General features: G+C 73.0%; 20 protein-coding genes. 7 read left to right on the top strand and 13 right to left on the bottom strand.

Features of this window, described 5'->3' with window-relative positions; all coding sequences use genetic code 11:
• The first annotated feature begins 54 nt into the window (after positions 1–54).
• Both DEI91_RS03535 and DEI91_RS03530 read left to right on the top strand, forming a co-directional pair.
• Positions 55–1440: a hypothetical protein gene (locus tag DEI91_RS03535; RefSeq protein WP_146244189.1), complete on the top strand. Its 1386-nt coding sequence runs from the start codon at positions 55–57 to the stop codon at positions 1438–1440.
• Entirely contained in the window at positions 1437–2588 is a 1152-nt protein-coding gene (locus DEI91_RS03530) for an acyltransferase (RefSeq protein WP_111050955.1), read from the top strand. The genes DEI91_RS03535 and DEI91_RS03530 overlap by 4 nt, the downstream gene beginning before the upstream one ends.
• A 56-nt stretch (positions 2589–2644) precedes the next feature.
• Here DEI91_RS03530 and DEI91_RS03525 read toward each other — a convergent pair whose 3' ends face one another.
• Entirely contained in the window at positions 2645–3604 is a 960-nt protein-coding gene (locus DEI91_RS03525; protein ID WP_181439461.1) for a glycosyltransferase, read from the bottom strand.
• A gap of 69 nt (positions 3605–3673) precedes the next feature.
• Between DEI91_RS03525 and DEI91_RS03520 the strand changes: the two genes are divergently transcribed.
• Positions 3674–4543: an ankyrin repeat domain-containing protein gene (locus tag DEI91_RS03520; RefSeq protein WP_111050953.1), complete on the top strand. Its 870-nt coding sequence runs from the start codon at positions 3674–3676 to the stop codon at positions 4541–4543.
• Between the two features lie 42 nt (positions 4544–4585).
• On the opposite strand, the gene DEI91_RS03515 is transcribed toward DEI91_RS03520, so the two are convergent.
• The 7 genes from DEI91_RS03515 to DEI91_RS03485 form a co-directional block, all read right to left on the bottom strand.
• Positions 4586–5767 carry a glycoside hydrolase family 1 protein gene (locus tag DEI91_RS03515; RefSeq protein ID WP_111051289.1) on the bottom strand — a complete coding sequence of 394 codons (1182 nt, stop codon included), beginning with the start codon at positions 5765–5767 and terminating at the stop codon, positions 4586–4588.
• A gap of 8 nt (positions 5768–5775) precedes the next feature.
• Complete coding sequence (locus DEI91_RS03510; protein WP_111050952.1) at positions 5776–6663, bottom strand: alpha/beta fold hydrolase; 888 nt, start codon at positions 6661–6663, stop codon at positions 5776–5778.
• A complete protein-coding gene (locus DEI91_RS03505) occupies positions 6660–8423 on the bottom strand; it encodes an ABC transporter ATP-binding protein (RefSeq protein WP_258374279.1) in 1764 nt (587 codons plus the stop codon). The genes DEI91_RS03510 and DEI91_RS03505 overlap by 4 nt, the downstream gene beginning before the upstream one ends.
• The gene (locus tag DEI91_RS03500) at positions 8420–9349 is read right to left on the bottom strand and encodes an ABC transporter permease (RefSeq protein WP_111050951.1); all 930 of its coding nucleotides are present in this window, start codon (positions 9347–9349) and stop codon (positions 8420–8422) included. Before DEI91_RS03500 ends, DEI91_RS03505 begins: the two co-directional genes overlap by 4 nt.
• Positions 9346–10326: an ABC transporter permease gene (locus DEI91_RS03495; protein WP_111050950.1), complete on the bottom strand. Its 981-nt coding sequence runs from the start codon at positions 10324–10326 to the stop codon at positions 9346–9348. The genes DEI91_RS03500 and DEI91_RS03495 overlap by 4 nt, the downstream gene beginning before the upstream one ends.
• Positions 10323–12074 carry an ABC transporter substrate-binding protein gene (locus DEI91_RS03490; protein WP_258374278.1) on the bottom strand — a complete coding sequence of 584 codons (1752 nt, stop codon included), beginning with the start codon at positions 12072–12074 and terminating at the stop codon, positions 10323–10325. The genes DEI91_RS03495 and DEI91_RS03490 overlap by 4 nt, the downstream gene beginning before the upstream one ends.
• 114 nt (positions 12075–12188) lie before the next feature.
• A complete protein-coding gene (locus tag DEI91_RS03485) occupies positions 12189–13289 on the bottom strand; it encodes a LacI family DNA-binding transcriptional regulator (protein ID WP_111050949.1) in 1101 nt (366 codons plus the stop codon).
• Between the two features lie 155 nt (positions 13290–13444).
• Between DEI91_RS03485 and DEI91_RS16145 the strand changes: the two genes are divergently transcribed.
• Positions 13445–13603 (top strand): hypothetical protein, encoded by a 159-nt coding sequence (locus DEI91_RS16145; RefSeq protein ID WP_181439460.1) that lies wholly within the window; start codon positions 13445–13447, stop codon positions 13601–13603.
• A 24-nt stretch (positions 13604–13627) separates the two neighbouring features.
• Here the strand turns inward: DEI91_RS16145 and DEI91_RS03475 are convergent, their stop codons facing one another.
• The gene (locus DEI91_RS03475; RefSeq protein ID WP_111050947.1) at positions 13628–14353 is read right to left on the bottom strand and encodes a GntR family transcriptional regulator; all 726 of its coding nucleotides are present in this window, start codon (positions 14351–14353) and stop codon (positions 13628–13630) included.
• Positions 14354–14453: 100 nt separating this feature from the next.
• On the opposite strand from DEI91_RS03475, the gene DEI91_RS03470 reads away from it, so the two are divergent.
• On the top strand, positions 14454–15596 hold the full coding sequence (locus DEI91_RS03470; RefSeq protein WP_111051286.1) for an MFS transporter: 1143 nt from the start codon (positions 14454–14456) through the stop codon (positions 15594–15596).
• 90 nt (positions 15597–15686) lie between these two features.
• Here the strand turns inward: DEI91_RS03470 and DEI91_RS03465 are convergent, their stop codons facing one another.
• Together DEI91_RS03465 and DEI91_RS03460 are read right to left on the bottom strand one after the other, a co-directional pair.
• Complete coding sequence (locus tag DEI91_RS03465; RefSeq protein ID WP_111050946.1) at positions 15687–16859, bottom strand: Vms1/Ankzf1 family peptidyl-tRNA hydrolase; 1173 nt, start codon at positions 16857–16859, stop codon at positions 15687–15689.
• A gap of 2 nt (positions 16860–16861) precedes the next feature.
• Complete coding sequence (locus DEI91_RS03460; protein WP_111050945.1) at positions 16862–17275, bottom strand: hypothetical protein; 414 nt, start codon at positions 17273–17275, stop codon at positions 16862–16864.
• Positions 17276–17481: 206 nt separating this feature from the next.
• Here DEI91_RS03460 and DEI91_RS03455 point away from each other — a divergent pair, with 206 nt between their 5' ends.
• Positions 17482–20568 carry a glycoside hydrolase family 2 TIM barrel-domain containing protein gene (locus tag DEI91_RS03455; protein ID WP_111050944.1) on the top strand — a complete coding sequence of 1029 codons (3087 nt, stop codon included), beginning with the start codon at positions 17482–17484 and terminating at the stop codon, positions 20566–20568.
• Between the two features lie 191 nt (positions 20569–20759).
• Here DEI91_RS03455 and DEI91_RS03450 read toward each other — a convergent pair whose 3' ends face one another.
• Positions 20760–21182 (bottom strand): DUF3151 domain-containing protein, encoded by a 423-nt coding sequence (locus DEI91_RS03450; protein ID WP_111051285.1) that lies wholly within the window; start codon positions 21180–21182, stop codon positions 20760–20762.
• Positions 21183–21208: 26 nt separating this feature from the next.
• The gene (locus DEI91_RS03445) at positions 21209–21541 is read right to left on the bottom strand and encodes a DUF3140 domain-containing protein (RefSeq protein WP_111051284.1); all 333 of its coding nucleotides are present in this window, start codon (positions 21539–21541) and stop codon (positions 21209–21211) included.
• A gap of 276 nt (positions 21542–21817) precedes the next feature.
• Between DEI91_RS03445 and DEI91_RS03440 the strand changes: the two genes are divergently transcribed.
• Positions 21818–23470 (top strand): ABC-F family ATP-binding cassette domain-containing protein, encoded by a 1653-nt coding sequence (locus DEI91_RS03440; protein ID WP_111051283.1) that lies wholly within the window; start codon positions 21818–21820, stop codon positions 23468–23470.
• Positions 23471–23557: the final 87 nt, after the last annotated feature.

Raw genomic sequence — 23557 nt, 5'->3', positions numbered from 1 at the left:
CCTCCGTAGGATGTGACGCCAACATACCCACCATCACACTCCACAGGTGTACATGTGACATTCGTAATCGGACTGCCGGTCGTCCTGCTCGCCGCCGTCGGGGCGGTGCGTGACCATCCGCGGGCGGTCGCGACGGCCCTCGGCGTCGGTGCGGGCCTCCCGGCCACCGCCGGAGCGGTCCTCGCCGGGCTCCCCGTCCCGCTCTTCACCTGCGTCACCCTCGTGGCGGTGGTCGCCGCCTGGCGACGGCCGGCCGTCCGTCCGGTCCCGGCGGCGCTGTGGGTCCTCGTGGCGTTCGCCGCCTGGTCGACGGTGATGACGGTCGTGGGTCCGTGGGCGTTCCACGGCACCCCGGTCCTGTTGCCGCGCGGCGGGGTCGACGAGCAGGTCCGCGCACCGTCGCCACTCACCTACACGACGAGCAACCTCGCACAGACGGTGTACCTGCTGACCGCCCTCGTCGCGAGCACCTTCCTCGCGCGGACGGGCACGGCCACCACCGCCCTCCGCACGGCGGCGTGGACCGGCGCGGGTGGCAGCGCGGTCCGCAGCACATTCGAGGCGGTCGGGATCGACCCGCTCGCGCCCGTCCTCGACACCCTCGCGGTGGACTACAGCCCGGCCGGTGACACCCGGTGGCGCGGGGTGTTCGCCGAGCCGAGCGAACTCGCGGCGTTCTCGATGGGTGTCAGCGCGTTCGCGATCGTCACTGCCGCACGTACCCGCGGCACCGAGCGCGTCGCCGCGGTGGCGCTGTCCGGCGTCGGGCTCTGCGACCTGCTCGCGTCGGCCTCCGGCACCGCGGTCGCCGCGAGCGCGATCGTCGGGCTCGCGGCCGTCGTGGTCGTCGTCGCACGCTTCCTCGCCTCCGGGGGCCGTGGAGCGCCGGCGATCGCGCTCGGGACCCTCGTGGTCGTCGGCGTCGCCGTGGCGGCAGGGGACCGGCTCCTCGGTCCGGTGCGGTCGCTCGTCGTCGACAAGGTCGGCAGCCAGTCCTTCGATGCGCGGTCCGCCGCCGACGCGATCGGCCTGCGGGTCGCGGTGGACAGCCTCGGGTTCGGCGTCGGGCTCGGTTCGGACCGCTCGTCGTCCTTCGTGGTGACGCTCCTGGCGACGACCGGGGTCGTCGGCCTCGGGCTCTTCGCCAGCGCGGTCACGGTCCTGCTCCGGAGCGCCCTGCGGGCCGGCTGTGGAGACACGCCGTGCGTCCCACCGGCCCGGTCACCCTGGTCGCGTCCCCCGACGCCCGGCCCGGTGGTCGCCGGTCTGCTCGCCCTGCTCGCGGCGAAGGCGGTCTCGACGCCGGACCTGTCGACCCCGCTCCTGTGGCTGCTGATCGCGGGGTGCCTCGGCGTCGGCCGACCACACGGAGCGGAGCACGGGATACGACATACGGATTCCGTGACACCGGAGCGCCCGATCGGCACGGTGTCGGGATGAGCACGGAGAAGTCGGCGGACGCCCCCGCGACCGGGACACCGGAACGCGGACGGGTGGCGACCGCTCCGGTGTTCCACGGCATCCAGGCCCTGCGGTTCGTGGCCGCGCTCCTGGTCGTCCTCGCGCACGTGCCCTCCTACCTACGCCACCAGCTCGGCGTCGCGGTCCCGGACGTCCCACTCGGCGCCGTCGGCGTGACCGTGTTCTTCGTCATCAGCGGCTTCGTCGCCACGGTCGTCACGAGTCGCCGGCCGCCGGTCGACTGGCGCGCGTTCCTCTGGCGGCGGGTGGTCCGCATCGTGCCCCTCGCGTGGACGATGACGACAGTCAAGCTCGCGGTCGCGGTGCTCGACCCCGACCAGCTCCAGCGGGCGACGCTCACACCGGCCTACGTCGTGCTGTCGTACGCGTTCCTGCCCGCCCGGGGCTCGGACGGCATCGTCCAGCCGCTGTGGACCGTGGCGTGGACGCTCTCGTTCGAGCTCCTCTTCTACCTGCTCGTCGCCGTCGCGCTCGCCTGGCGCACGGCGCCCCTCCGGGTCGTCACCCCGGTGTGCGTCGCCCTGGCGGTGGCGGGCGCGCTCCGGTCACCCACGGACTGGCCGGCGTGGCAGTTCCACGCGGACCCGATCGTCCTGTGCTTCCCGATCGGGATGGTCGTCGGCCGGTGGGCGACGGGTCGGGCGCAGCGCTCGGACGCCGGCGTCGTCGCCGGGCTCATGGTGTCGTGGGTCCTGACGGAGTGGGGACACGGGTCGTCGCTCGGCACGGTCCTGCTCCTGCCCGCGGCCGCAGTCGTCGTCGCCGGGGTCGCCGCCTCGGAACGCCGGACCGCGGCGGTGGTCGGCCGCGGCGTCCTGACACTGGGGGACGCGTCCTACGCGCTGTACCTGACCCATCCGCTCGTCGTCCCGGTCGCGGTCGCCGCCGTGGGGAGGGTGCTCGGTGACCGGGCCCTCGAGTGGCCGCGCATCGCGGTCGTCGCGCTCGTCGCGGTCGTCGCGGTGACGGCCGCGACCGTCGCCTCCGTCCTCGTGTGGTGGACCGTCGACCGTCCGGTCTTGCGCGCCCTGCGGCGGCTGCGGGCTCCCGCGCCGCCGGGACGACGCTCGGCCCGCTCCGGCAGTGGCGGGGGCCCGTCGTCCTGACGCGACGCTCGGGCTGCATCGACGGCCCGAGCGGACCCACTGCCGCACCGGGTGGTTCACCCGCGGTGCAGGTCGGCAGGACCGACGGGTGGCGCCTCCCGCCGGACGCCCCACCTGCGGAGCGCTCGCAGTCGCGCACCCCGAGCGCTCCGCGCGGCCCGATCGCGTTCGAGCGCCATCCCCAGCGTCGTGACGACGAGGAGTTCCACCCGCTGGACCAGGCTGACGAGGTGCCCGCGGTGCACGGCCGTGACCCGGACCGCGGCGTCGGCCCGGGCGAACTCGACGAGCGCGGCATGCGAGCGCGCGCTCGCACTGCCGACGTGGTGGACCTCGGCGCAGACCACCCGGAGCACCTCGATGCCGGCCCGGCGGGCGCGGCGGGAGAGGTCGGCGTCCTCCGCGTACAGGAAGAACCGCTCGTCGAACGGTCCGAGTCTGCGGAGCAGTCCGGCGTCGGCTGCGAGCGCGCCGCCACTGGCCTTGGCGACCGGGACCACGGCGGCACCCTGCGCCGCACCGGACACCGACTCCCGCACACGGTGTCGGGAGACCCAGCGCCGCACCAGTCGCTCGACGCTGGAGTCCCAGTCGATCACGGCGTCCGGGTCGAGTCGGCCGTCCGTCAGCACGGTGCCGGCGAGCAGCGCACGCGGGTGACGCTCCGCGGCACGGAGGAACGCGCGCAGCGCATCCGGCGTGAGTTCGGCATCGGGGTTGAGCAGGAGGACCCGGCCGGCCCGGACGACCTCCATCGCGGCGTTCACCGCGCGCCCGAAACCGACGTTCCGCCCGGTGCCGGTCCGCACGACCCCCGGGCCGGACGGCCCGAGCGGCGGGACCGACGGCACCGGACCGCCGTTGTCGACGAGCACGAGGCGGACGACGACCGCGGCACGGGACGCGGCCGTCACGACTGAGCCGACGCACCGCCGGAACAGCTCGGGATCGGCGTGGAAGAGGACGACGACCACGTCGAGGTCGGGCGTTCGGTGGTCCGTGGTGGCGTTCGACACCCGAGCAGGATACGCCGTGATGTACCACATGCCACCAACCGGTCGACGGCGGGTGGGTATCGTCGGCTCGTGCGATGGAGTCACGTCAACTGGCCGAGCGTCGGCTACGTGTCCCTCGAGGACGTCGACGGCTACCGCGACCACCTCGCCCGTCTCGTGCTGGACGCCCCGCCCACGGTCGCTGCCCTCGCCTCGGTGCAGTGGCGTGAGGCGGAGTTCGTCGCCTGGGAGCCGGAGGGGGACACGCTCCGCGCCGTGCTCGTGACCCGCAACGACGAGGTCCTCGACACCCCGGAGGGCCTCTGGCGCCGGTGGAACCACGCTCGGGTGACGCTCCGCTTCGGCGGTGTCGCGCTCGACCCGCCGGACACGGAGCCGCTTGACCTGCTGGCCGGCGACGTGCACGTCCTCCGCGGCGAACTCGCACACGTCGGCGACGCCGGGTGGGAGCTCCGACTCCTCGTCTCCCCCACCGGCGAGGTGGTGATCGTATTCGTCGACGTCGCCGTCGAGGTGCGGAGCGTCGACGAGTCCGTCCGCACCGACCTGGAGGCCCGACCCGCCCACGGCTGGCACGGCCCGTTGGCCGACGGCTGGCTCGAGTGGGCGACACCCGCGGTGCGCGCCGCGGGACACGGTGACGTCGGCGGGCTGGCGATGGCGCTCGACGGGTTCGCATGCGAGCCGGCCGACGTCGACGAGGTCGACCAGCGGTGGGGGTTCGCCCCGCTGCACGCGGCGGCCTGGTTCGACCGCGCCGACGCCGCAGCGGTCCTCCTCACCCGGGGCGCGCGGCCCGACCTGGCCGACGCCGAGGGCCGGACACCTCTGGTGCTCGCGGAGGAGCGCGGTGCGCGCCAGGTGGCGGCGCTCCTCGCGGATGCGGCCGACGGGCCGTCGCACGACCGCGACGACGGGACCACGGACGAGGGCCCCTGAACCGCAGGCGGGCCTCCCGGCCGGGACCCACCCGTCCCGTGGTCAGAGCGCGTTCGCGCGAGCCACTGCCCCGTACCAGTGCGCCGACGGCTTCGGCGTCCGCGCGAACGTCTTGCGGTCCCAGGCGACGAGCCCGAAGGTCGGGCGGTAGCCGGAGGCCCACTCGTAGTTGTCGAGCAGGGACCAGTGCTGGTAGCCGAGGACCTCGATGCCGTCCTCGATGCAGCGGTGGATGCCCTCGAGTGCGCCCTGTGTGTAGGCGACCCGGCGGGTGTCGTCCGCGGTGGCGATGCCGTTCTCGGTGATCATCAGCGGGACGTGGCCGGAGAGCTCCCACGCGCTGCGCAGGCCGTCGGCGGACGCCTCGGGGTAGAATTCCCACCCGGTCAGGGTCGTCTCGACGTCGTCGGCGACGGGCAGCGGACCCGAGGGGCCGATGAAGGTGCGGGTGTACGCCTGCACGCCGAGGAAGTCGTCGCCGGCGGCCTGCTCGAGGTACCAGTCGTCGCGCGGGTACCCGTACTCGCGGAGCATCTCCTCGGAGCCGGGCTCGCCGTTCGCGCGGAACGCCTGGGTCGCGATGGTCCAGCCGGACTGGATGCCGGGCACCTGGGACAGGACCTCGCGGGAGCGCTTGTGCGACGCGAGCAGTGCGTCGGCGACCCCGAGGTCGGGGTTCGGCAGGCCGTACGCGACGAGGTTCGAGGCGTCCTCTCCCCCGGCGAGCATCGCGGCGATGTTCGGCTCGTTGATCGTGCAGACGTAGCGCACGCCGTCCTGCACGACGGGGAGCGCGGCCTCGGTGTAGCGGGCGAACAGGTCGGCGGCGTCGTCCGCGCGCCAGAAGCCGTCGCGCTCGAACCAGCGCGGCACGGTGAAGTGCATGAGCGTGACGATCGGTTCGATGCCGGCCTCGTGACAGGCCTCGACCATGCGGCGGTAGTGGTCGATCTCGGCGCGGGACACGTGGCCGCGTTCGGGCTCGATGCGTGCCCACTCGATGCTGAACCGGTAGGAGTTCAGGCCGAGGTCGGCGGCGATGCGGATGTCCTCGCGGTAGCGGTGGTAGCTGTCCGCGGCGTCGCCGGAGGGTTCGACGATGGTGGTGTCGGGCTCGTGCTCGTGCATCCACCAGTTGCTGTTGACGTTGTTGCCCTCGATCTGGTGGGCGGCGGTGGCGGCACCCCAGAGGAAGCCGTCGGGGAACTGCAGCGTGGTGATGATGGGTCCTTTCAGGTGCGAGCCGGCGCGTGCCGGCCGAGGAAGTCGTCGAAGGCGGCGATGGTCGCGGCGGGGTTCTCGACGTGGGGGCCGTGGTAGCTGGTCGGGATGACCTCGTAGGAGGCGCCGGTGTCCTCCGCCATCTGCCGCTGCCACGGGATCGGCCATGCGCCGTCCCACTCGCCGTGCGCCACGAGGACCGGGAGCCCCGTGGCGCGGAGCTCGCCGGACGAGTCGGTGTGGTCCTCGAGGACGTGCCCGCCGGCGACGACGCTCAGCGGGCTCGTCGCGTCGAAGCGGTCGCGGACCATGCGGACGTCGTCGGGCAGCTCCTCGTCGGGGCGGTACGCCCAGAGCGGGTTCGTCGCGTCGAACAGCGTGCGGAGGTTGCCGCCGGTGTCGTGCAGGATCGTCAGCTCGGTGACCTTCCGGTACGGCCAGCCGTACGGACCGGAGCAGAACTGCACCACCGACCGGAACGACTGCGGCGACGCGATCGCGGCCTCGCGGGCGATCACCCCACCGAGCGAGTGTCCGATCAGGTGGACGGGTGCGCCGTCGTCGAGCAGTGCCGCGACCCGGACGACGTCGGCCGCTTCCTCGTCCAACGAGTAGTCGGACGGTGCGGTCGGTGCCACCGAGTCCGCCTGGCCGCGGCGGCTGATCGCGACAGCGGTCCAGCCGGCGTCACGCAGGAGCGGCATGAAGGTGCGCCAGTCCTCCTTCGAGCCGGTGTACCCGGGGACGACGAGCACGACGCCCTTCGACGGCCCGGAGGGGACGACGCGGTAGGCGGTCAGCCGGCCGACGGGCAGGTCGATGCCGACGACGTCGACGCCCTCGGGCGTGGGCAGGTGGCCGAACGGCGGGACGGACGGGAAGTCGAGCAACGTGGTCATGCGAGCAGTGTCCGCCGCGGGTTCGGCACCGCGTCCAGCAGCGCCACGGTGTAGTCGTCCTGCGGGTGCTGCAGCACCTCGGCCGTCCGGCCCCGCTCGACCACAGCGCCGTCGTGCAGCACCATGATGTCGTCGGTGATGAGCCGCGCGCTCAGCAGGTCGTGCGTGATGTAGAGGAGCGAGACGCCCCACTGCTCGCGCAGGTCCTCGAGCAGCGCGAGCACGCCGGCACGCAGCGTCACGTCGAGCATCGAGACGGGCTCGTCGGCGATGATCACCTGCGGGTCGCTCGCGAGCGCCCGGGCGATGACCACGCGCTGCCGCTGCCCGCCGGAGAGCTGGTGCGGGAGCTTCTGCGCGAACTGCTCGACCGGCGTCAGACCAACGGTCTCGAGGATCTCGAGCATCCGGCGACGAGCATCACGCCCGCGGAGTCCGGTGTAGTTCGCGATCGGCCGGGACAGGATGTACTCGACGGTGTGCAGCGGGTTGAGCGCCGCGTACGGGTCCTGGAACACCATCTGCACCTCGGAGCGCAGGTCCTTCAGGCCCCGTCGCCCGAGCTTCGCCACGTCGGTGTCGCCGAAGCACACCGTGCCGCTCGTCGGCGGCTCGACGCCGGTCAGCATCTTCGCGATGGTCGACTTGCCCGAGCCGGACTGCCCGACGAGGGCGAGCGACTGTCCGGGCTCGAGGGTGAACGAGACGTCGCGGACGGCCTGCACGGGCTGCTCGCCGCGGCGGGGTGCGGGATAGGTCTTGACGAGGTGGTCGACGACGATCGGGTTCTTCGCGGCGGAGCGCTCGCGGGAGCCGACGGTGGCGAACGACGACGTCGTCTCCTGACGGGAGACCGAGCGCTGCGAGCGGTCCGGGAACCCCGGCAGCGAGACGACCTCCGCGCGCGGGTCAGCGTAGTGCGACAGCAGCATCTTCGTGTAGTCGTCCTGGGGGTCGCGGAGGACCTCGAGCGACCGGCCGTCCTCGACGATCCGCCCCTCGTGCATGACGAGGACGCGCTCGGTCGCCTCGAGCACGATGCCGAGGTCGTGGCTGATGAGGATCGCCGTGAAGCCCTCAGAGCGCTGCAGCGCGATGATCGTGTCCATCACGGCGTGCTGCACGAGCACGTCGAGGGCCGTCGTCGGCTCGTCGAAGACCATGAGCTGCGGTTCGAGCGACAGCGCCAGCGCGATCGACACGCGCTGCCGCATGCCGCCGGAGAGCTCCCCCGGGTAGCGCGCGAGCATCGTCTCGGGCAGCTTCACCTTGCCGATCAGCTCGCGCATCCGGCCGTCCCACCGCTCGCGCGGCACGTGCCCGTGCGCTTTGAAGACGTCGATGAAGTGGTTGCGGATGGTGCGCACCGGGTTGAGCGCGTTCATCCCGGACTGCAGCACCATCGCGAAGCCGCCCTGGCGCTGCTGGCGGAGTGCTTCGTCGTCGAGGTCGCGGATGTCCGCTCCACCGAAGACGATGCTGCCCCCGTTGGTGCGCGCCGGCGGCTTCTGCAGCCGGGTGAGCGCGTAGCCGAGCGTCGACTTGCCGGATCCGGACTCGCCGACCAGACCCACGAACTCGCCCTTGCGCAGCGAGAAGGAGACGTGGTCGACGGCCTGGACGGCCGTCTGGCCGGCCGACTCGTAGACGACGGACAGGTCGCGGACGTCGAGCAGGACGTCCTGCTGGGTGGTGTCGGACGGGAGGCGCGTGGCGGCGCCGCCCCGCGCCTCCAGTCCGTCGGTGGTTGCGCCGCTCATGCGGTGACCTCCTTGCGCTTGCGGCGCGCGCCCTCGCGCAGCCGCGGGTTGGACACGGCGTCGACGCCGAAGTTGATGAGGGTGAGGCTCATCGCCAGGAGGGCGATGCAGAGACCCGGGGCGAACAGCAGGATCCACTGGCCCGTCAGGAGCGCGTTCGAGTTCTGCGCCCAGTAGAGGATCGTGCCCCAGCTGACGATCGACGAGTCCCCGAGTCCGAGGAACTCGAGCCCGGCCTCGGCGAGGATCGCGCTCGTCGCGGCACCGAAGAAGCTGCCGACGATCAAGCTCGTCATGTTCGGCAGGATCTCGCGGAAGACGATGCGCGTCGCACCGTCGCCGGAGAACTGCGCGGCGGTGACGAAGTCGCGGCTCCGCAGGGACTGCGTCTGACTGCGCAGGACGCGGGCGCCCCACGCCCAGCCGGTGACGACGATCACGGCGATGATCACCGCGATGCCGCCGTTCTGCAGGTACGCCGCGATGACGATCATGAGCGGCAGGCCGGGGATGACGAGGAAGAGGTTCACGATGAACCCGATGACCTCGGCGACCCAGCCGCGGATGTAGCCCCAGCTCAGGCCGATCGCGACGGCGACGAGCGTGGACAGGAAGCCCGCGACCGCGCCGACGAGCACGGAGACCCGGGCGCCGTAGATGAGCTGGGAGAGGACGTCCTCGCCGGCGGCGGTGGTGCCCATCCAGTGCGCCCACGTGGCGTCGGCGTTGCGCTCGAAGCCGTTCTGGCTCGCGCCGTACGGGGCGAGGAGCGGGGCGGCGATCGCCACGAGGACGAAGAAGCCGAGGATGCACAGGCCGATGCGGGCCTTGGTGTTGCTCCAGACGACGCCGAACTGGCGGGCGGCGGCGCGCCACTTGGACGGTGCCGTGGATGCTTCTCGTGTTCGAACTGCGACAGTGGTCATCGGCGCGTCCTCGGGTCCAGGACGCCGTACAGGACGTCCACGATGAAGTTGGCGATGAGCACCGACACGGTGATCATCAGGAAGAGGGCCTGCATGAGCGGGTAGTCCTGCCCGATCACGGCGTTGAACAGCAGGTAGCCGATGCCCGGGTAGCCGAACACCTGCTCGACCAGCACCGAGCCGCCGACCACGCCACCGAGCGCCAGGCCGAAGCCGGTCAGGTTCGGCAGGATCGCGTTGCGTGCGGCATACCGGACGGCGACCGTGCGACCACGGAGGCCGTTCGCCTCGGCGAAGGTGACGTAGTCGTCGCCGAGGGTGTTGATCATCGCGTTGCGCATGCCGATGATCCAGCCGCCCAGGCTCGTCACGAGGATCGTCACCGCCGGCAGGACCGCGTGCCGCAGGACGTCGCCGATGTACTCGCCGTTCCAGCCCGGGACGCTCGTCGCGGACGAGGCCCCGGTGGTCGGGAACCAGTGCAGCACGTAGCCGAGGAAGAACAGCAGCAGGAGCGCCGTCCAGAAGTACGGGAACGTCGACATGAAGGAGCCGGACAGGGTCGGGAGCGAGTCGAGCCAGGTGCCGCGCTTCCAGGCCGCGGCGACGCCGATCAGCGTGCCGATCACGAACGCCAGGATCGTGACGGTGCCGACGAGCACGAGCGTGTAGGGCAGGGCGCGGCCGACCAGCTCGCCGACGGGCTGCGGGTAGAACGTGTAGCTCGTCCCGAAGTCGAGGGTGACGACCTGGTGCAGGTAACTGACGTACTGGTCCCAGAGGTTGCCGCTGGGGACGCCGAGCTGGGCCTCGATGGCCTTCTTCGTGGCGTCGGTGACCGGGCCGTTCTGGCTGAGCTTGGCGAGCGCCGCGTCGGACGGGCTGCCCGGCATGAGACGCGGGAGCAGGAAGTTCAGCGTGACCGCGGCCCAGAGGGTCAGGACGAAGAGGACGAGTTTCTGGAGGACGTACTTCACTTGGCCTGCTCCTCCAGGATCGCCTTGCCTGCTGCACTGTCACGGAGCCGGAGCTTCGTGAAGATGAGCAGCGGTGCGGAGTCGTAGTTCTGTGGTGCCATGTACGGGTCCTCCGCGCTCGGCCAGCCGACGAACTTGCCGGTGTTGAACAGGCCCCAGAGCCCGCCGTGGTACATGCCGATCACGGGCAGGTCGTCGTACACGATCGCCTGCAGCTGGTTCAGGATCTGCTGCTGCTCGGCGCGGTCGGTCGTGCCGCGGTACTCGTCGAGCAGCTTCTGGGTGTCCGCGTTCTTGTACCGCTCGAAGTTGTTCACCGTCGACTTGCCGACCGGCTGGTAGAAGTCGCTCGACAGCAGCGAGTTGTAGGCCTGGAAGACGTCGCCGTTCCCCATGCCGCCCATCGCCATGTCGAACGTGCCGTTGTTGATGTTCTGCTGGTACCCGGCGGGCTGCGGCGCTTGGATCTGCACCTTCACGCCGATCTTCCCGAGGTCGCGCTGCACCTGCTGCGCGGCGCGGAGCCAGTCCGAGTACCCGTTCGCGGTCATCAGGTTGATCTCGAGCTGCTTGCCGTCCTTGACGAGCTTGCCGCCCTGCTGCTCGTACCCGGACTTCGCGAACTCGGCGAGGGCGCGATCGGCGTCCTGCGTGATCATGCCCTTGTCCGGGATTGACGGGTCGAGGTACCGCTCCTGGTTCGGCAGGATCAGGCCGGTCTGGCCGGCGGCGCTGAGGTTGCCCTCGGAGGCGGTCTCGGCGATGCCGTCCCGGTCGAGCGCGTACGAGATGCCCTTGCGCACGTTGACGTCGTCGTACGGCGCCTTCGTCAGGTTGGGGATGAGCCCGATCACGCCACCGGCCGGGAACCACCACGTGTTGTCGGGCGACGCGGCACCCCAGGTGCCCTTGACGTCCGAGATGAACGAGTACGCCCAGTCGTAGCCGCGCGTGACGGTGTCGAGCTGCGTGTTCGTCGCGGGGAGCACGAGGTGCTTGATCGCGATCTCGTCGGCCTGCCAGTACGTGGGGTTCTTGTCCATCGAGTACTGCTGGTCGGAGTAGTTGCCGAGCACGAACGGGCCGGTGCCGACCGGGTTCGGGTCGCGCCACGTGACCGGGTCCTTCACCCCGCCGTAGTGGTGCTCGGGGAGGATGTAGGTCGCGCCGATGATGTTGAGGCTCGGCACGTCCTCGCCCTTGAGGTGGAAGACGAGATGGTCGCCGTCCCGCTCGATGCGGTCGATGTGCTGCCAGGCACCCTTGACGTCCATCGCGGGGAACTTCTTGAGCAGGTCGAACGTGAAGACGACGTCCTCGGGGGTGAAGGGCGTTCCGTCGGACCACTCGACGCCCTTACGGATCGTCATGTCGATCGTCCGCGCGTCCGGCAGCTCCCACGAGCTCGCGAGCCACGGGGTGCCCGTGCCGTCGAGGGGGTTGATCTCGATGAGCGGCTCGTACATCCACTTGCTCGCGGTGCGGGCGTTCGGGATGTACGGGTTGAAGTTGCGGTCGAACAGCGGGTTGCCGCGGTCCGCGTTGATGAGCATCGTGTCCTTGCCGATGCTCGGATCCGGCTGGGAGCGGACCTGGATGCTGCAGCCGGTGGCCACGAGGGCCACGACGGCGAGGCCGGCGATGGCGGCGGCGATGCGGCCGCGGCGGCGGGTCGGTGTGCGCTGGCTGCGCGGTCCGTCCGGGCGCGGGTCGCGGGGCCCGCGCGTGCGCTGTGGGGGAAGCGTCATTGCTCGGTCGACCTCCGTGTCGAGTGTGTGCTGCGCTCAATGTATGCGCTTACATCACGCCGCGCAAGTACGCCGTTCCCACTCGGGGTGCCACATCCACACCGATCTGGCCGGTCAGAGCGACGGCGGGCAGCTCTCACGGAGGAGCACCTCGACCGGCAGCCGGACGGCCCGCGGCGGCCCCTCACGCGAGTCCAACCGGTCGACGATCGCCCGGACGGCGGCCCGCCCGAGGTCGCCCATCGGCTGGTGCACCGTCGTCAGGCGCGGTGAGGAGAACCGACCGGCGTCGATCCCGTCGAACCCGGTCACGACCACGTCGTCCGGCACCCGCAGCCCACGCGCGAGCACGGCGTCGAGCACGCCGAGCGCCGACTGGTCGTTCGAGCACACGATCGCCCGCGGCACCCGCTCGTCGAGCAGGGTCCGGGCGAGTTCGCGGGCCCGGACCCGTCCGAAGTCCCCGTGCACGGTGCGGACCGCGGTCGGGTCGAGTCCGTGGTCCTCGAGCGCGCGGCGGAACCCGGCCGTCCGCTCCTGGTCGTCCGGGGAGTCGACCGGCCCGGCCACGTAGGCGATCGACCGGATGCCGAGGCGCCCGATCACGTGGGCGCCGAGGGTCCGCATGCCGGCGGCGTTGTCGACGCTGATCGAGTCGAACCCCCGTGAACGCCGGTCGTCCGCCAGCACCACGACGGGGATGCGGCGGGCGACGTGCTCGAGCAGTTCGTCGGGCACCGTCTGCGCGAGGACCGCCAGGCCGTCCACACGCCCGGCGACGTCGTTGACGATGACGTCCCGGGACGGCCCACGACCGGCCGCGACCATGAGCGCCAGACCACGCTGCCACGCCTCGGTCTCGGCACCGCGGAGCACCTCGTCGAAGTACAGGTTCGAGGACGTCGGCTGGGTCACGTGCCGCCGGTCGTCGACCACCCGCACGCCACCGTCGGTGACGACGTCCGGCCGCTCGTCGGGGACGACGTCGAAGCCGGGCAACAGCAGGCCCACCACCCCGGTCCGGCGACCGGCCAGCGCGCGGGCGTTCCCCGACGGCACGTACCCGAGCGACCGGATCGCCGCCTGCACCCGGTCGCGCGTGCCCTCGCGGACGGCGTCCGGGGTGCGGAGGACCCGGGAGACGGTCGCGATCGAGACACCGGCCGCGGAGGCGACGTCGTAGACCGTGGGAGGTGCGGTGCGCTGCGGGCCCACGCCGGTCCTCCCTCGCGATCGGAGCCGTGGGCGAGCCGCCCGACGACGCCGACCATCCTAGGCAGCCCGGCTTCCTCCGGACGTGCCGGAAGGGTCTTGCGGACGGAGGCGGGCAGGACGACACTGGCCCGACCATCCGGAGAAGGGACGAGCAGATGTCACAGTCGACACCGTCCGGGCGCAGGGACGCGCACCGGCTCTCCAGCGACGAGGCCGAGGTGCGGGAAGCCCTCCTCGAGCACGACGCCGACCCGCACCTGTCGTGGGTGACCGCGCAGCTCGACGGGACGGAGGAGCGCCCGCTCGTCGAGTGACGGCTGCCGTCGGGACGGGCCGCGTCAGGCCCGTCCCGCTCCCGCGTCGAGCCGCTCCGGCGCGCCGACGATCGCCATGCCGGCACCACGGAGGCGTCGTCCCTCCTGGGCGATGAAGCCCAGCAGGCGGTCGTTCGTGCCGGCCACGTGCGCTGCGACGAGGTCCGCCGCGCGGTCGGCGTCGCCCCGCTGCACCGCGTCGAGGATGTCGCTGTGCTCCTGCCAGGCGGCGTCGCGCGCCTCCGGGGTCCGGACCTCGATCCACCGGGTGCGTTCGAGCCGGGTGAGGGCGTCCGCGACGGCGTCCGTGATGAACCGGTTGCCGCCGAGGGCCGCGAGGTCGAGGTGGAACGTCGAGCCCATCCGGATGCCGGCCTGCTGGTCCGGCGTCGGGCGGAGGGCGTCGAGGTGTGCGCGGACGGCGTCGAGGGCGTCCGGCTGGGCGCGGGCGACCGCGAGGCGCGCCGCGGCGGGCTCGAGCACCCCGCGGAGTTCGGCGAGCGAGGCGATCTCGCCGAGGTCGATCGGCGTGACCGTCCACGAGCGGCCCTCGTGCAGGATGAGCCCCTCCCGCTCGAGCCGCGACAGCGCTGCCCGCACCGGGGTGCGCGAGGCGTGGAAGCGCGCTTCGAGGCCGCGCTCCGAGATCCGCTCCCCCGGCGCGATGTCGAGCGTCAGGATCGCGGCGCGGAGGTTGTCGTAGAGCTGGGCCGTCTGCGACACGGGCGCTGCGTCGGTCGGTTCGGTCACGGGCACCCAGCGTAGTGGCCTCGTGCGCGTTGGTATACCGTTCCGGTACACCAGCCGAGACGGAGGCCACGTGACCCGCACCCCCGCCCGAGCGTGGACGATGCTCGGGCTCGGCGTCGCCGCGCAGGCCGCCGGCACGCTCGTCGTGACCGCACCCGCCCTCCTCATCCCGCACCTGCACGCGCAGGGGCTGTCCCTGACCCAGGCCGGTCTGCTGGCCGCCGCTCCCACCGCGGGCATGGTCCTCACGCTCATCGCCTGGGGAGCGGTCACCGACCGCACCGGCGAGCGCGTCGTCATCGCGGGCGGCCTCGTCCTCACCACCCTCGCGGTCGCCGGGGCATGGGTCGCCGGGGACGACCCGGCACTGCTCGGGGTCGCGTTCCTGCTCGCCGGCATGACGAGCGCCTCGACCAACGCGGCGAGCGGCCGGGTGGTGGTCGGCTGGTTCCCGAAGGACCGGCGCGGCCTCGCGATGGGGATCCGGCAGATGTCGCAGCCGCTCGGCGTGACGCTGGCCGCGGTCACGGTGCCGACGCTCGCCGAGGCGTCCGGCGTCCGGGCCGCGCTCGTCCTGCCGGTCGTGCTGTGCGCGGTGCTCGCGGTGGCCTGCACGCTCGGGATCGTCGATCCACCTCGCCCGCCTGCGGCAGCCGCCGGCCCGGCCGCCGAGAACCCCTACCGGTCGACGGGGTTCCTCTGGCGCATCCACGCGGTGTCGGTCCTGCTCGTGGTGCCGCAGTTCACGCTGTCCACGTACGGCCTGGTGTGGCTCGTGACGCTCGGGTGGTCGACGGCTGCTGCGGGCCTCCTGGTCGGCGCGTCCCAGTTCGTCGGGGCGGTCGGTCGGATCCTGGTCGGGGTGTGGAGCGACCGCGTCGGCTCCCGTGTCGGCCCGTTGCGCGTCGTGGCCGTCTCGGCGGCGGCGGTGATGGCGGTCCTCGCGCTCGTCGACGTGGCGCACCTGCCGGCCGCCGCGGTCGTCCTCGTCGTGGCGACGAGCGTCACGGTGGCCGACAACGGGCTCGCGTACACGTCGGTCGCCGAGGCCGCCGGTCCCCGGTGGTCTGGCCGGGCCCTCGGCGCGCAGAACACCGGGCAGTTCATCGCGGCGAGCGCCGTCGGCCCGGGCATCGGCGCCCTGGTCGGACTGGTCGGGTTCGCGGGGTCGTTCCTGCTGGTCGCGGCGCTGCCGGTGTTGGCCCTCCCGCTCGTGCCGCGGGTGGACCGCTCGCACGACTGACGTCCCGCGCCGGTCGTGTGACGGGGTGGCGGACGGACGGGAGGCTCGTGGCGGCGCCGCCACGAGCCTCCCGTCCGTCGCCGCGGCCGGTCAGGCCCCGGGGACCTCCGGTCCGGTGCGCCAACGCAGCAGCGCGGCGGTCGGGCCACCGCCGGGCAGCGCCGCGGCGTTGGCGTACACGACCTCGGCGTCGGTGAGCAGTGCGGCGCGGACGAGCCCGACCGCCGCCGGGACGGGTCCGAGCACCGCTGCACCGAGCGCCTGCTCCGGGGCGGTCGCGATCCAGGGCGCGGCGTCGAGGGCCAGGACCGTGCGGTCGGCGAACCCGGCGGGGTCGAGGACGACGACGGACGGCTGCGCCTGCTGGAGCGCCTCGACGACCGGGCCGAGCCCCGCGGCGACCTCGCCGTCACCGCGTCCCTCGTGGGTGCGGAGGAGGTCCTCGACGTCGTGTCGGCGCTGGGCGACGACCCGGGCGAGCGCGATGTCGACGTGCTCGCGGACGCCGTCCTCCGACGCGTCCGACGCCCGCGGGTCGATCGGCACCTCGGAGAGCAGCGGCGCGGTCGCCTTGGTCTTCGACAGCTCGGCGATGAGCAGCTGGCGCGCCCGGATGTCCCCGGCGACGACGATCAGGCGTGGTGCCAGCCGGTCGACGGCGTCCTGCACGGCGGCGGCCACCTCGGACTCGTTCTGTCGCCAGAGTTCCTCGGTGTGGTGCTGCCAGCGCAGGTGCGACCAGCCGCCGCCCTGGAACTTGTGGAGCGTGTCGGTGCGGCCCTCGACCTCCTGCTCCTCGCGCTGGTCGGGGTGGTCGACGTGCCCGAGCCGGTAGGCGCGGTAGCCGCCGCCACCACGGCCGACCTCGACGACGAGGAACGGGACGTCGAGCGGGCGGTGCGCCAGGAGCGGCACGAGGTCGGGCACGGCGCCGTGGCCGACGGACTCGGGTCCGTGCATGTGCCCGGGCAGCAGGTCACTGAGCACGAGCTCGCCGTCGTGCACCAGGACGTAGCGGCTGACCGGCGCAGGCACCCCGGGCGTCTCCTCGAGCTCGGCCATCACGGTGTCGATGACGTCGGCGTCGGCACCCGCGGCGCGGAGGGCGTCCTCGGCCTTCCGGCGCTGCAGGGCGGCGAGGTGCTGCGGGTCCTCGCGGTCCCCGGAGGCGTCGACGTACGCCCAGGTCCACGTGCCGCCGGTGGCGAGCCGCGTGCCGAGCGAACGTCCCTCGTCGGTGGCCTCGTTCGCGGTGACGGGCACGGTCAGGCCTCCTCGTCCGTGTTCGGCAGGTCCGCGGTGTCGCTCCCGCCGTCGGCCGCCGAGGCGTTCGACGACGTGACGTCGGCCGACGCGCCGGGGTCGGCCTCCGAGGACGTCGTGTACACCGTCGCATCGGCGCCGTCTCCGCCGCCGTCCGGCTGCTCGGCGGCGACGCCGTCCGGGTCGTCGGCGGCGTCGACGTCGGTCGAGTCGTCGACGAGCGCGCCCTCCAGGTCGCCGTCGTAGCCCGATGCCCGGACGGTCTCGGCGTCGTCGGTGTCGTCCGGGACCGGCTCGGACTGGCGGAACTCCTCGACGTGGGCGTTGCTGCCGTGTCCCTGGACGATGCTCTGCGCCTCGTGCGCGAGCTGGTCGTCGAGCTCCGGGTTGTGGGTGGTGTTCCCGCGTTCGCTCATCGTTGCTCCTCTCGTGGGCGTCCCACGCTCCGCGACCGCACCTGACCCCGGTCCCAGGTGCGTGCCGCGTCCTGTGGTTGGCTTGTCGCTGCACCCGATCGACGACGCACCGGGACGACGGCATCGATGCCGTCCCGGCCGCCGCCGCTCGCCACACCCGTCCCGAGCGCCCCGAGCGCGGGGCACCACGGAAGGACTGGTCGAGGTTGACCGACGCCGCACTCGACGACCTGCACGCGACGACGCCGGGTTCGGCGACACGACTGGCGCCGCGCGCCTGGCTGCACACGGACGCGCCGTCCCTGTCGCTCGCCGGGGAGTGGGACTTCCGCTGGTCGCCCGTCGCCGACGCCCCCGCCTTCGACGACCCGGACGGGTGGGGCACCCTCCCGGTGCCGTCGCACTGGGTCCTGCACGGCCACGGGTCGCCGAGCTACACGAACGTGCAGTACCCCTTCCCCATCGATGCCCCGCACCCGCCGGACGAGAACCCGACCGGTGACCACCGCCGGACCTTCACCGTGCCGGGCTCCTTCGACGGCGCCGCGCGGGTGCTCCTCCGTTTCGACGGTGTCGAGTCGCACTTCCGGGTGTGGCTCAACGGGCAGGAGGTCGGGTGGTCGACGGGCTCCCGGCTCGCGACGGAGTTCGACGTCACCGAGCTGCTCGTGCCCGGGGACAACGAGCTCCGGGTCCGCGTGCACCAGTGGTCGGCGGCGTCGTACCTGGAGGACCAGGACCAGTGGTGGCTCCCCGGGATCTTCCGTGACGTCACCCTGCTCGCGCGCCCGGTGGCACCGATCGACGACGTGTTCGTGCGCGCCGACTGGTCCGCCGTCCTCGGTGACCGGGCGAGCGCCGGGACCACCGGGTCCGGCCGCCCCGCGACGGGCACCGGGACGATCACGGTGCCGAGCATCGAGGCGACGTTCCCGGTGCGCTTCCGGGTGCCCGAGCTCGACGTCGACGTCACCTGGGCCTCCGCCGAGGACGTCGCACCGGTGACCGTCGAGGGCGTCGAGCCGTGGAGCGCCGAGGTCCCCCGCCTGTACGACGCCACGATGTCGACCGCGGGTGAGACGATCGCGCTCCGGCTCGGCTTCCGCACCGTGCAGATCGTCGGCGACCGCTTCCTCGTCAACGGCGAGCGGGTCGTCTTCCACGGTGTGAACCGGCACGAGACGCACCCCGAGCGCGGGCGGGTGTTCGACGAGGCCCACGCCCGCGCGGACTTGGCGCTCATGAAGCGCAGCAACGTCAACGCGATCCGCACCTCGCACTACCCGCCGCACCCGCGTGTGCTCGACCTCGCCGACGAGCTCGGGTTCTGGGTCGTCCTGGAGTGCGACCTCGAGACGCACGGCTTCGAGTTCCTCGGCTGGCAGGGCAACCCGTCGGACGACCCCGCGTGGGAGGACGCGTACCTCGACCGCATCGCCCGGACCGTCGAGCGGGACAAGAACCACCCGTCGATCGTGATGTGGTCGCTCGGCAACGAGTCCGGCACGGGCCGCAACCTCGCCGCCATGTCGCGATGGGTGCACGCCCGCGACGCCGAACGCCCCGTGCACTACGAGGGCGACTACACGGGCGCGTACACCGACGTGTACTCGCGGATGTACCCGACGCTGCAGGAGACCGAGTCGATCGGCGGCGGCCCGGCCACGCCCCTGCTCGGCTGCGGACCCGCCGAGGCGGCACGCCAGCGGTCGAAGCCCTTCATCCACTGCGAGTACGTGCACGCGATGGGCAACGGCCCGGGCCAGATCGCCGAGTACGAGGCCCTGGTCGACCGGTACCCACGCCTGCACGGCGGCTTCGTGTGGGAGTGGCGTGACCACGGGCTCCTCGCGCACACCGCCGACGGCACCCCCTACTACGCCTACGGCGGCGACCACCACGAGGTCGTGCACGACGGCAACTTCGTGATGGACGGCCTCGTGCTGCCGGACGACACCCCCACGCCAGGCCTCGCCGAGTTCGCGGCCGTGGTCGCGCCGGTGCGGCTGTCCGTCTCCCCGCTCGGCGGTGGGACGGCCGCGGGCGGCGGCACCGTGCTCGTCGAGAACCGGTACCACTCCGCGTCCACCGCGGGTCTCCGGTTCACCTGGACGCTGTCGCGGAACGGCGTCGTCGAGGCGTCCGGGAGGCTCGCCCCCGGTGTCGTCGCCGCGCGGGGGTCCGCCACGGTGCCGGTCCCGGCGGAGGTGCTCGCCGCGGCTGCCGCGGGCGCGACGCCGACGCACGCACCCGACGCGGGCGCGTCGGAAGTGGCCTCGCTCGCCGCCGGGGACGAGCTGTGGTTCGAGGTGGTGGCGGAGCTCGCCGGGCCGACGGCCTGGGCGGACACCGGCCACATCGTCGCACGCACCCAGACGCTCGTGGCGACCGGTCCCGACCGGGTGGTCCGACCCTCCCGCACGGGCTGGGAGGGCGACCGTCTCGGGGACGCGACCTTCACCGCTCGTGGCGACCTCGCCTCCCTCAAGGGGCACGCCGTCGCCGGCCCGCGCCTCGAACTGTGGCGCGCACCCACGGACAACGACCGCGGCGCCTCCCAGGGTGGGTACGAGACGGCGGACCCGGTGCTCACCGGCGGGGTCGGCGATCCCGATGCGCCCTCCTCTGCGTCCCGGTGGGAGGCCCGCGGGCTCGACCGTCTGACGCACCGACTCGTGTCCGTGGCACGGACCGACGACGGCCTCGTGCAGCGGGTCCGCGTCGCGGCGGCGAACAGCGGGGCCGGCGTCGAGGTGACGCACCGGTGGACCCTGACCGACGCCGGACTGCTCCTGCGGACCGATGCGGTGCCGTTCGGCGGGTGGGACGTCACCTGGCCGCGGGTCGGGGTCCGCATCGACCTGCCGGTGGAGCTGCTGTCCGAGACCGCGACGTGGTTCGGCACCGGGCCGGACGAGTCGTACGCGGACTCCTCGCACGCCGCGCGCGTCGGACGCTTCGAGGCGCCCGTGTCCGCGATGACGACGCGGTACTCGATGCCGCAGGAGACCGGGCACCGGCCGGAACTGCGGACGCTGACGGTCGGTCCGTTCACGGTGTCGACCGTGCCGGACCCGGCGACGGGGCACCGCGCCGGGTTCACCCTGACGCCGTGGACCGCGCAGCAGGTCGGGCGTGCCGGGCACCCGCACGAGTTGCCGACGCCGGACGCGCTGTACCTGTACCTCGACGACGCGCAGCACGGCCTCGGCAGCCGCGCGTGCGGGCTCGACGTGCTGCCGGAGCACCAGCTGTGGCCGAGCGCCCGGAGCTGGAGCGTGCTGCTGGCGTAGGCCGGCCGGCCGGCCGGGCCGGGCCGGCCCGGCGCCCCGCGGCGCCGGCCGTACCAGCCCAACAGGAACCCGTCCGAACCAGGGGATCCCCTGGTTCGGACGGGTTCCTGTTGTGCGCAGCCGAACGGCACCGCGCAGCCGCCGCGCGTGCGGGGCCGCCGCGCCACGGCGCAGCCGCTGCGCGCCGCGGCTCAGCCGCGCGCGAGCGCCTCGGCGGCCGCGGGGTCCGCGCCGTCGAGGAACTGCGTCAGGCGCTCGGGCTCGCCGGGTTCGTCGATCGCCTCGGCCGCGCGGCGCAGGGCGAACAGGGACCGCAGGACGCCCCGGTTCGGCTCGTGCGACCACGGCACCGGCCCGGCACCACGCCAGCCGGCCTTCCGGAGCGCGTCGAGGCCGCGGTGGTAGCCGACCCGGGCGTACGCGTAGGACTCGAGCGTGGCGCCGCGCTCCCACGCCTCGTCGGCGAGCAGCGCCCACGCCAGGCTCGACGACGGGTGCGACACCACCACCGAGGAGACGGGCGCGTTCGACCGGAGGAGCGCGTCCACCTCGGGTTCGGCGGGCAGCAGGGTCTCGGGGTTCGTCGAGGGGTTCGGGAGCAGGTTGTCCGGCATGCCCGCCACGCTACTTGAGCCGTCGCCTACTTCAGCGGGTCGTTGCCCCAGTTCATGAGCGAGTAGCGCCACTTGGTGTCGGTCGCGTCGCCCGAGGGCCGCTGCTCCGAGTGCCGGGCGACGTACCCGACGACCTTGCGCATGTGTGCGTAGTCCTCGTCGGTGAGGTCGCCCTGCTTCTTCTGCAGGATCGCCACGATGTGCCGGCCGGACTCGTGCCCGGTGGACTCGGTCGCGCCGTCCTTCTTCTGCCCGACGGACTTCGACTCGTCGGTGTCCAGCCACTTCTCGAGCTGGGACGCGGTCATGTTCACCGCGTCGTGGAAGTCGTCCCGCGTCTGCTTCTCGTCGTCAGCCATGCCGGACATCTTGCGCGCGCCGACTGCACGGCCGTACGGTGAGGCGTACCCCGTCATCGCTCCGGGGTCGCGGTGCGGGACGACCGGCCGACGGCACGGGCGACGGCCACGGGGATCCCCGACGGAAACGGTGCGGCATTGCGCGAGATCACCGGCACTGCGCCGCAGCAGCAGCTGTCCCTGCGCTGACACCGTGACCTCGCCCGCCCACCGGTGGGACCGCCGCCCGAGCGGCTGACGGTGTCGTGCGCCCGCACGATCTCCGGAGGCATCCGCATGCCCATCAGTCCGTCCGTCGTCCTGCACGACGTCTCCTTCGCGTGGCCCGACGGCACCGTCGCGCTCGACCGCATCACCGCCGCGTTCGGTCGCGGCCGCACCGGTCTGGTCGGCCGGAACGGAGCCGGCAAGTCGACCCTCGTCCGCCTCGTCACCGGTCAGCTCGTCCCCACCGCCGGTTCCGTCGAGACGACGGGGGCCGTGGACCACCTGCCGCAGCGGCTCGTCGGAGCCGCACCGCACCTCCCGTCCGGAGCAGGCACCGCCGTGCCGTCCGGTCTGGAGGCCCGTCCCGGCCCTCCGCGGACCGTCGCGGACCTGCTCGGGGTCGGTGCGCAGGTCACGGCGCTCCGTGCCGTCCTCGCCGGGAACGCGACGCCGGACGACTTCGAGGTGGTCGGCGAGGACTGGGACGTCGAGGACCGGGCCGGAGCGGCCTTGGCCGCCCTCGACCTCGGTCCGCGAGCGACTCTCGGCGCTGCCGACCTCGACCGCCCCGTCGGGACGCTGTCGGGCGGTCAGGCGGTGCTCGTCGCGGTCGCGGGGATCCGTCTCCGCGCGCGTCCGATCGCGTTCCTCGACGAGCCGACGAACAACCTCGACCGCCGAGCGCGGGCGGCCCTGCTCGCGCTGATCGACGACTGGCGCGGCACACTCGTCGTCGTGAGCCACGACCGGGAACTCCTGGAGCACGTCGACGAGGTCGTCGAGCTCCGCGACGGCGCTCTGACCGTGTTCGGCGGCACGTTCTCGGCGTACGAGGAGCACCTCGCCGTGCAGCAGGCCGCCGTCGAACGGGAGGTCCGGGTCGCCGAGCAGCGGTACCGTGCCGAGAAGCGGCAGCGGATCGAGGCCGAGACCTCCATCGCGCGACGTGCGAAGGCAGGGGCCGCGTCCGCCACGTCCATGCCGAAGATCCTGGCGAACGAGCGGCGGAAGCAGGCTGAGGCGACCGCCGGGCGGCTCCGGTCCGGACATGCGTCGGCCGAGGCGGTGGCGTCCGCGACGGTACGGGAGGCCGGCCGCCGGGTCCGACAGGACGAGACACTGCACGTCGAGTTGCCCGACCCCGGCGTGGCCGCGTCGCGGCGGATCGCGACGATCACCGTGCGCGGTCGGGACGCGGTCGTGCAGGGACCCGAGCGCCTCGCCCTCGTCGGCGACAACGGCGTCGGCAAGACGACCCTGTTGGAACAGCTCGTCGGGCTCACGACGGCACGGGAACACCCGCTCCCCGACACCGGCGCGGTCGCCCACACCGACCGGGTCGGGTACCTCCCGCAGCAGAAGGACACCCTCGACGACGACGCGACGGTCCTCGAGAACGTGCAACGCGCAGCGCCGGCCGTCCCGGTGCCAGAGCTGCGGAACCGGCTCGCGAGGCTGCTCGTCCGCGGGGACACCGTCGACCGGCCGGCGGGATCGTTGTCCGGCGGGGAGCGCTTCCGGGTCGCACTGGCCGGTCTCGTCCTCGCGGATCCGCCGCCGCACCTGCTCGTGCTCGACGAGCCGACGAACGACCTCGACCTGTCGAGCGTCGACCAGCTCGTCGCGGCCCTCCGGTCGTTCCGCGGTGCGCTCGTCGTGGTGAGTCACGACGAGCGGTTCCTCGGGGGACTCGGGCTGACGTCGCGGATCGAACTCGGCTGAGGCTCGACCGGCGGACCGGGCGGGCCGGCCTCGGCCACGCGGCGTCGCGGGACGCTCGCGTGGCCGAGGCTCGTCGTGGCAGCGCCG

Source organism: Curtobacterium sp. MCBD17_032 (assembly GCF_003234855.1).
In the GTDB taxonomy this organism is placed as follows: domain Bacteria; phylum Actinomycetota; class Actinomycetes; order Actinomycetales; family Microbacteriaceae; genus Curtobacterium.
Note: the sequence above shows the minus strand (reverse complement) of the source record. Positions and strands in the feature narration are given on the sequence as shown.

Bases quoted from the DNA above. Each gene is read 5' to 3' on its own strand.
- DEI91_RS16145 (WP_181439460.1), top strand. From the start codon at position 13,445: ATGTCACAGTCGACACCGTCCGGGCGCAGGGACGCGCACCGGCTCTCC.
- DEI91_RS03490 (WP_258374278.1), bottom strand. From the start codon at position 12,074: ATGACGCTTCCCCCACAGCGCACGCGCGGGCCCCGCGACCCGCGCCCG.
- DEI91_RS03450 (WP_111051285.1), bottom strand. From the start codon at position 21,182: ATGCCGGACAACCTGCTCCCGAACCCCTCGACGAACCCCGAGACCCTG.
- DEI91_RS03530 (WP_111050955.1), top strand. From the start codon at position 1,437: ATGAGCACGGAGAAGTCGGCGGACGCCCCCGCGACCGGGACACCGGAA.
- DEI91_RS03510 (WP_111050952.1), bottom strand. From the start codon at position 6,663: ATGACCACGTTGCTCGACTTCCCGTCCGTCCCGCCGTTCGGCCACCTG.
- DEI91_RS03445 (WP_111051284.1), bottom strand. From the start codon at position 21,541: ATGGCTGACGACGAGAAGCAGACGCGGGACGACTTCCACGACGCGGTG.
- DEI91_RS03505 (WP_258374279.1), bottom strand. From the start codon at position 8,423: ATGAGCGGCGCAACCACCGACGGACTGGAGGCGCGGGGCGGCGCCGCC.
- DEI91_RS03470 (WP_111051286.1), top strand. From the start codon at position 14,454: ATGCTCGGGCTCGGCGTCGCCGCGCAGGCCGCCGGCACGCTCGTCGTG.
- DEI91_RS03440 (WP_111051283.1), top strand. From the start codon at position 21,818: ATGCCCATCAGTCCGTCCGTCGTCCTGCACGACGTCTCCTTCGCGTGG.
- DEI91_RS03500 (WP_111050951.1), bottom strand. From the start codon at position 9,349: ATGACCACTGTCGCAGTTCGAACACGAGAAGCATCCACGGCACCGTCC.
- DEI91_RS03460 (WP_111050945.1), bottom strand. From the start codon at position 17,275: ATGAGCGAACGCGGGAACACCACCCACAACCCGGAGCTCGACGACCAG.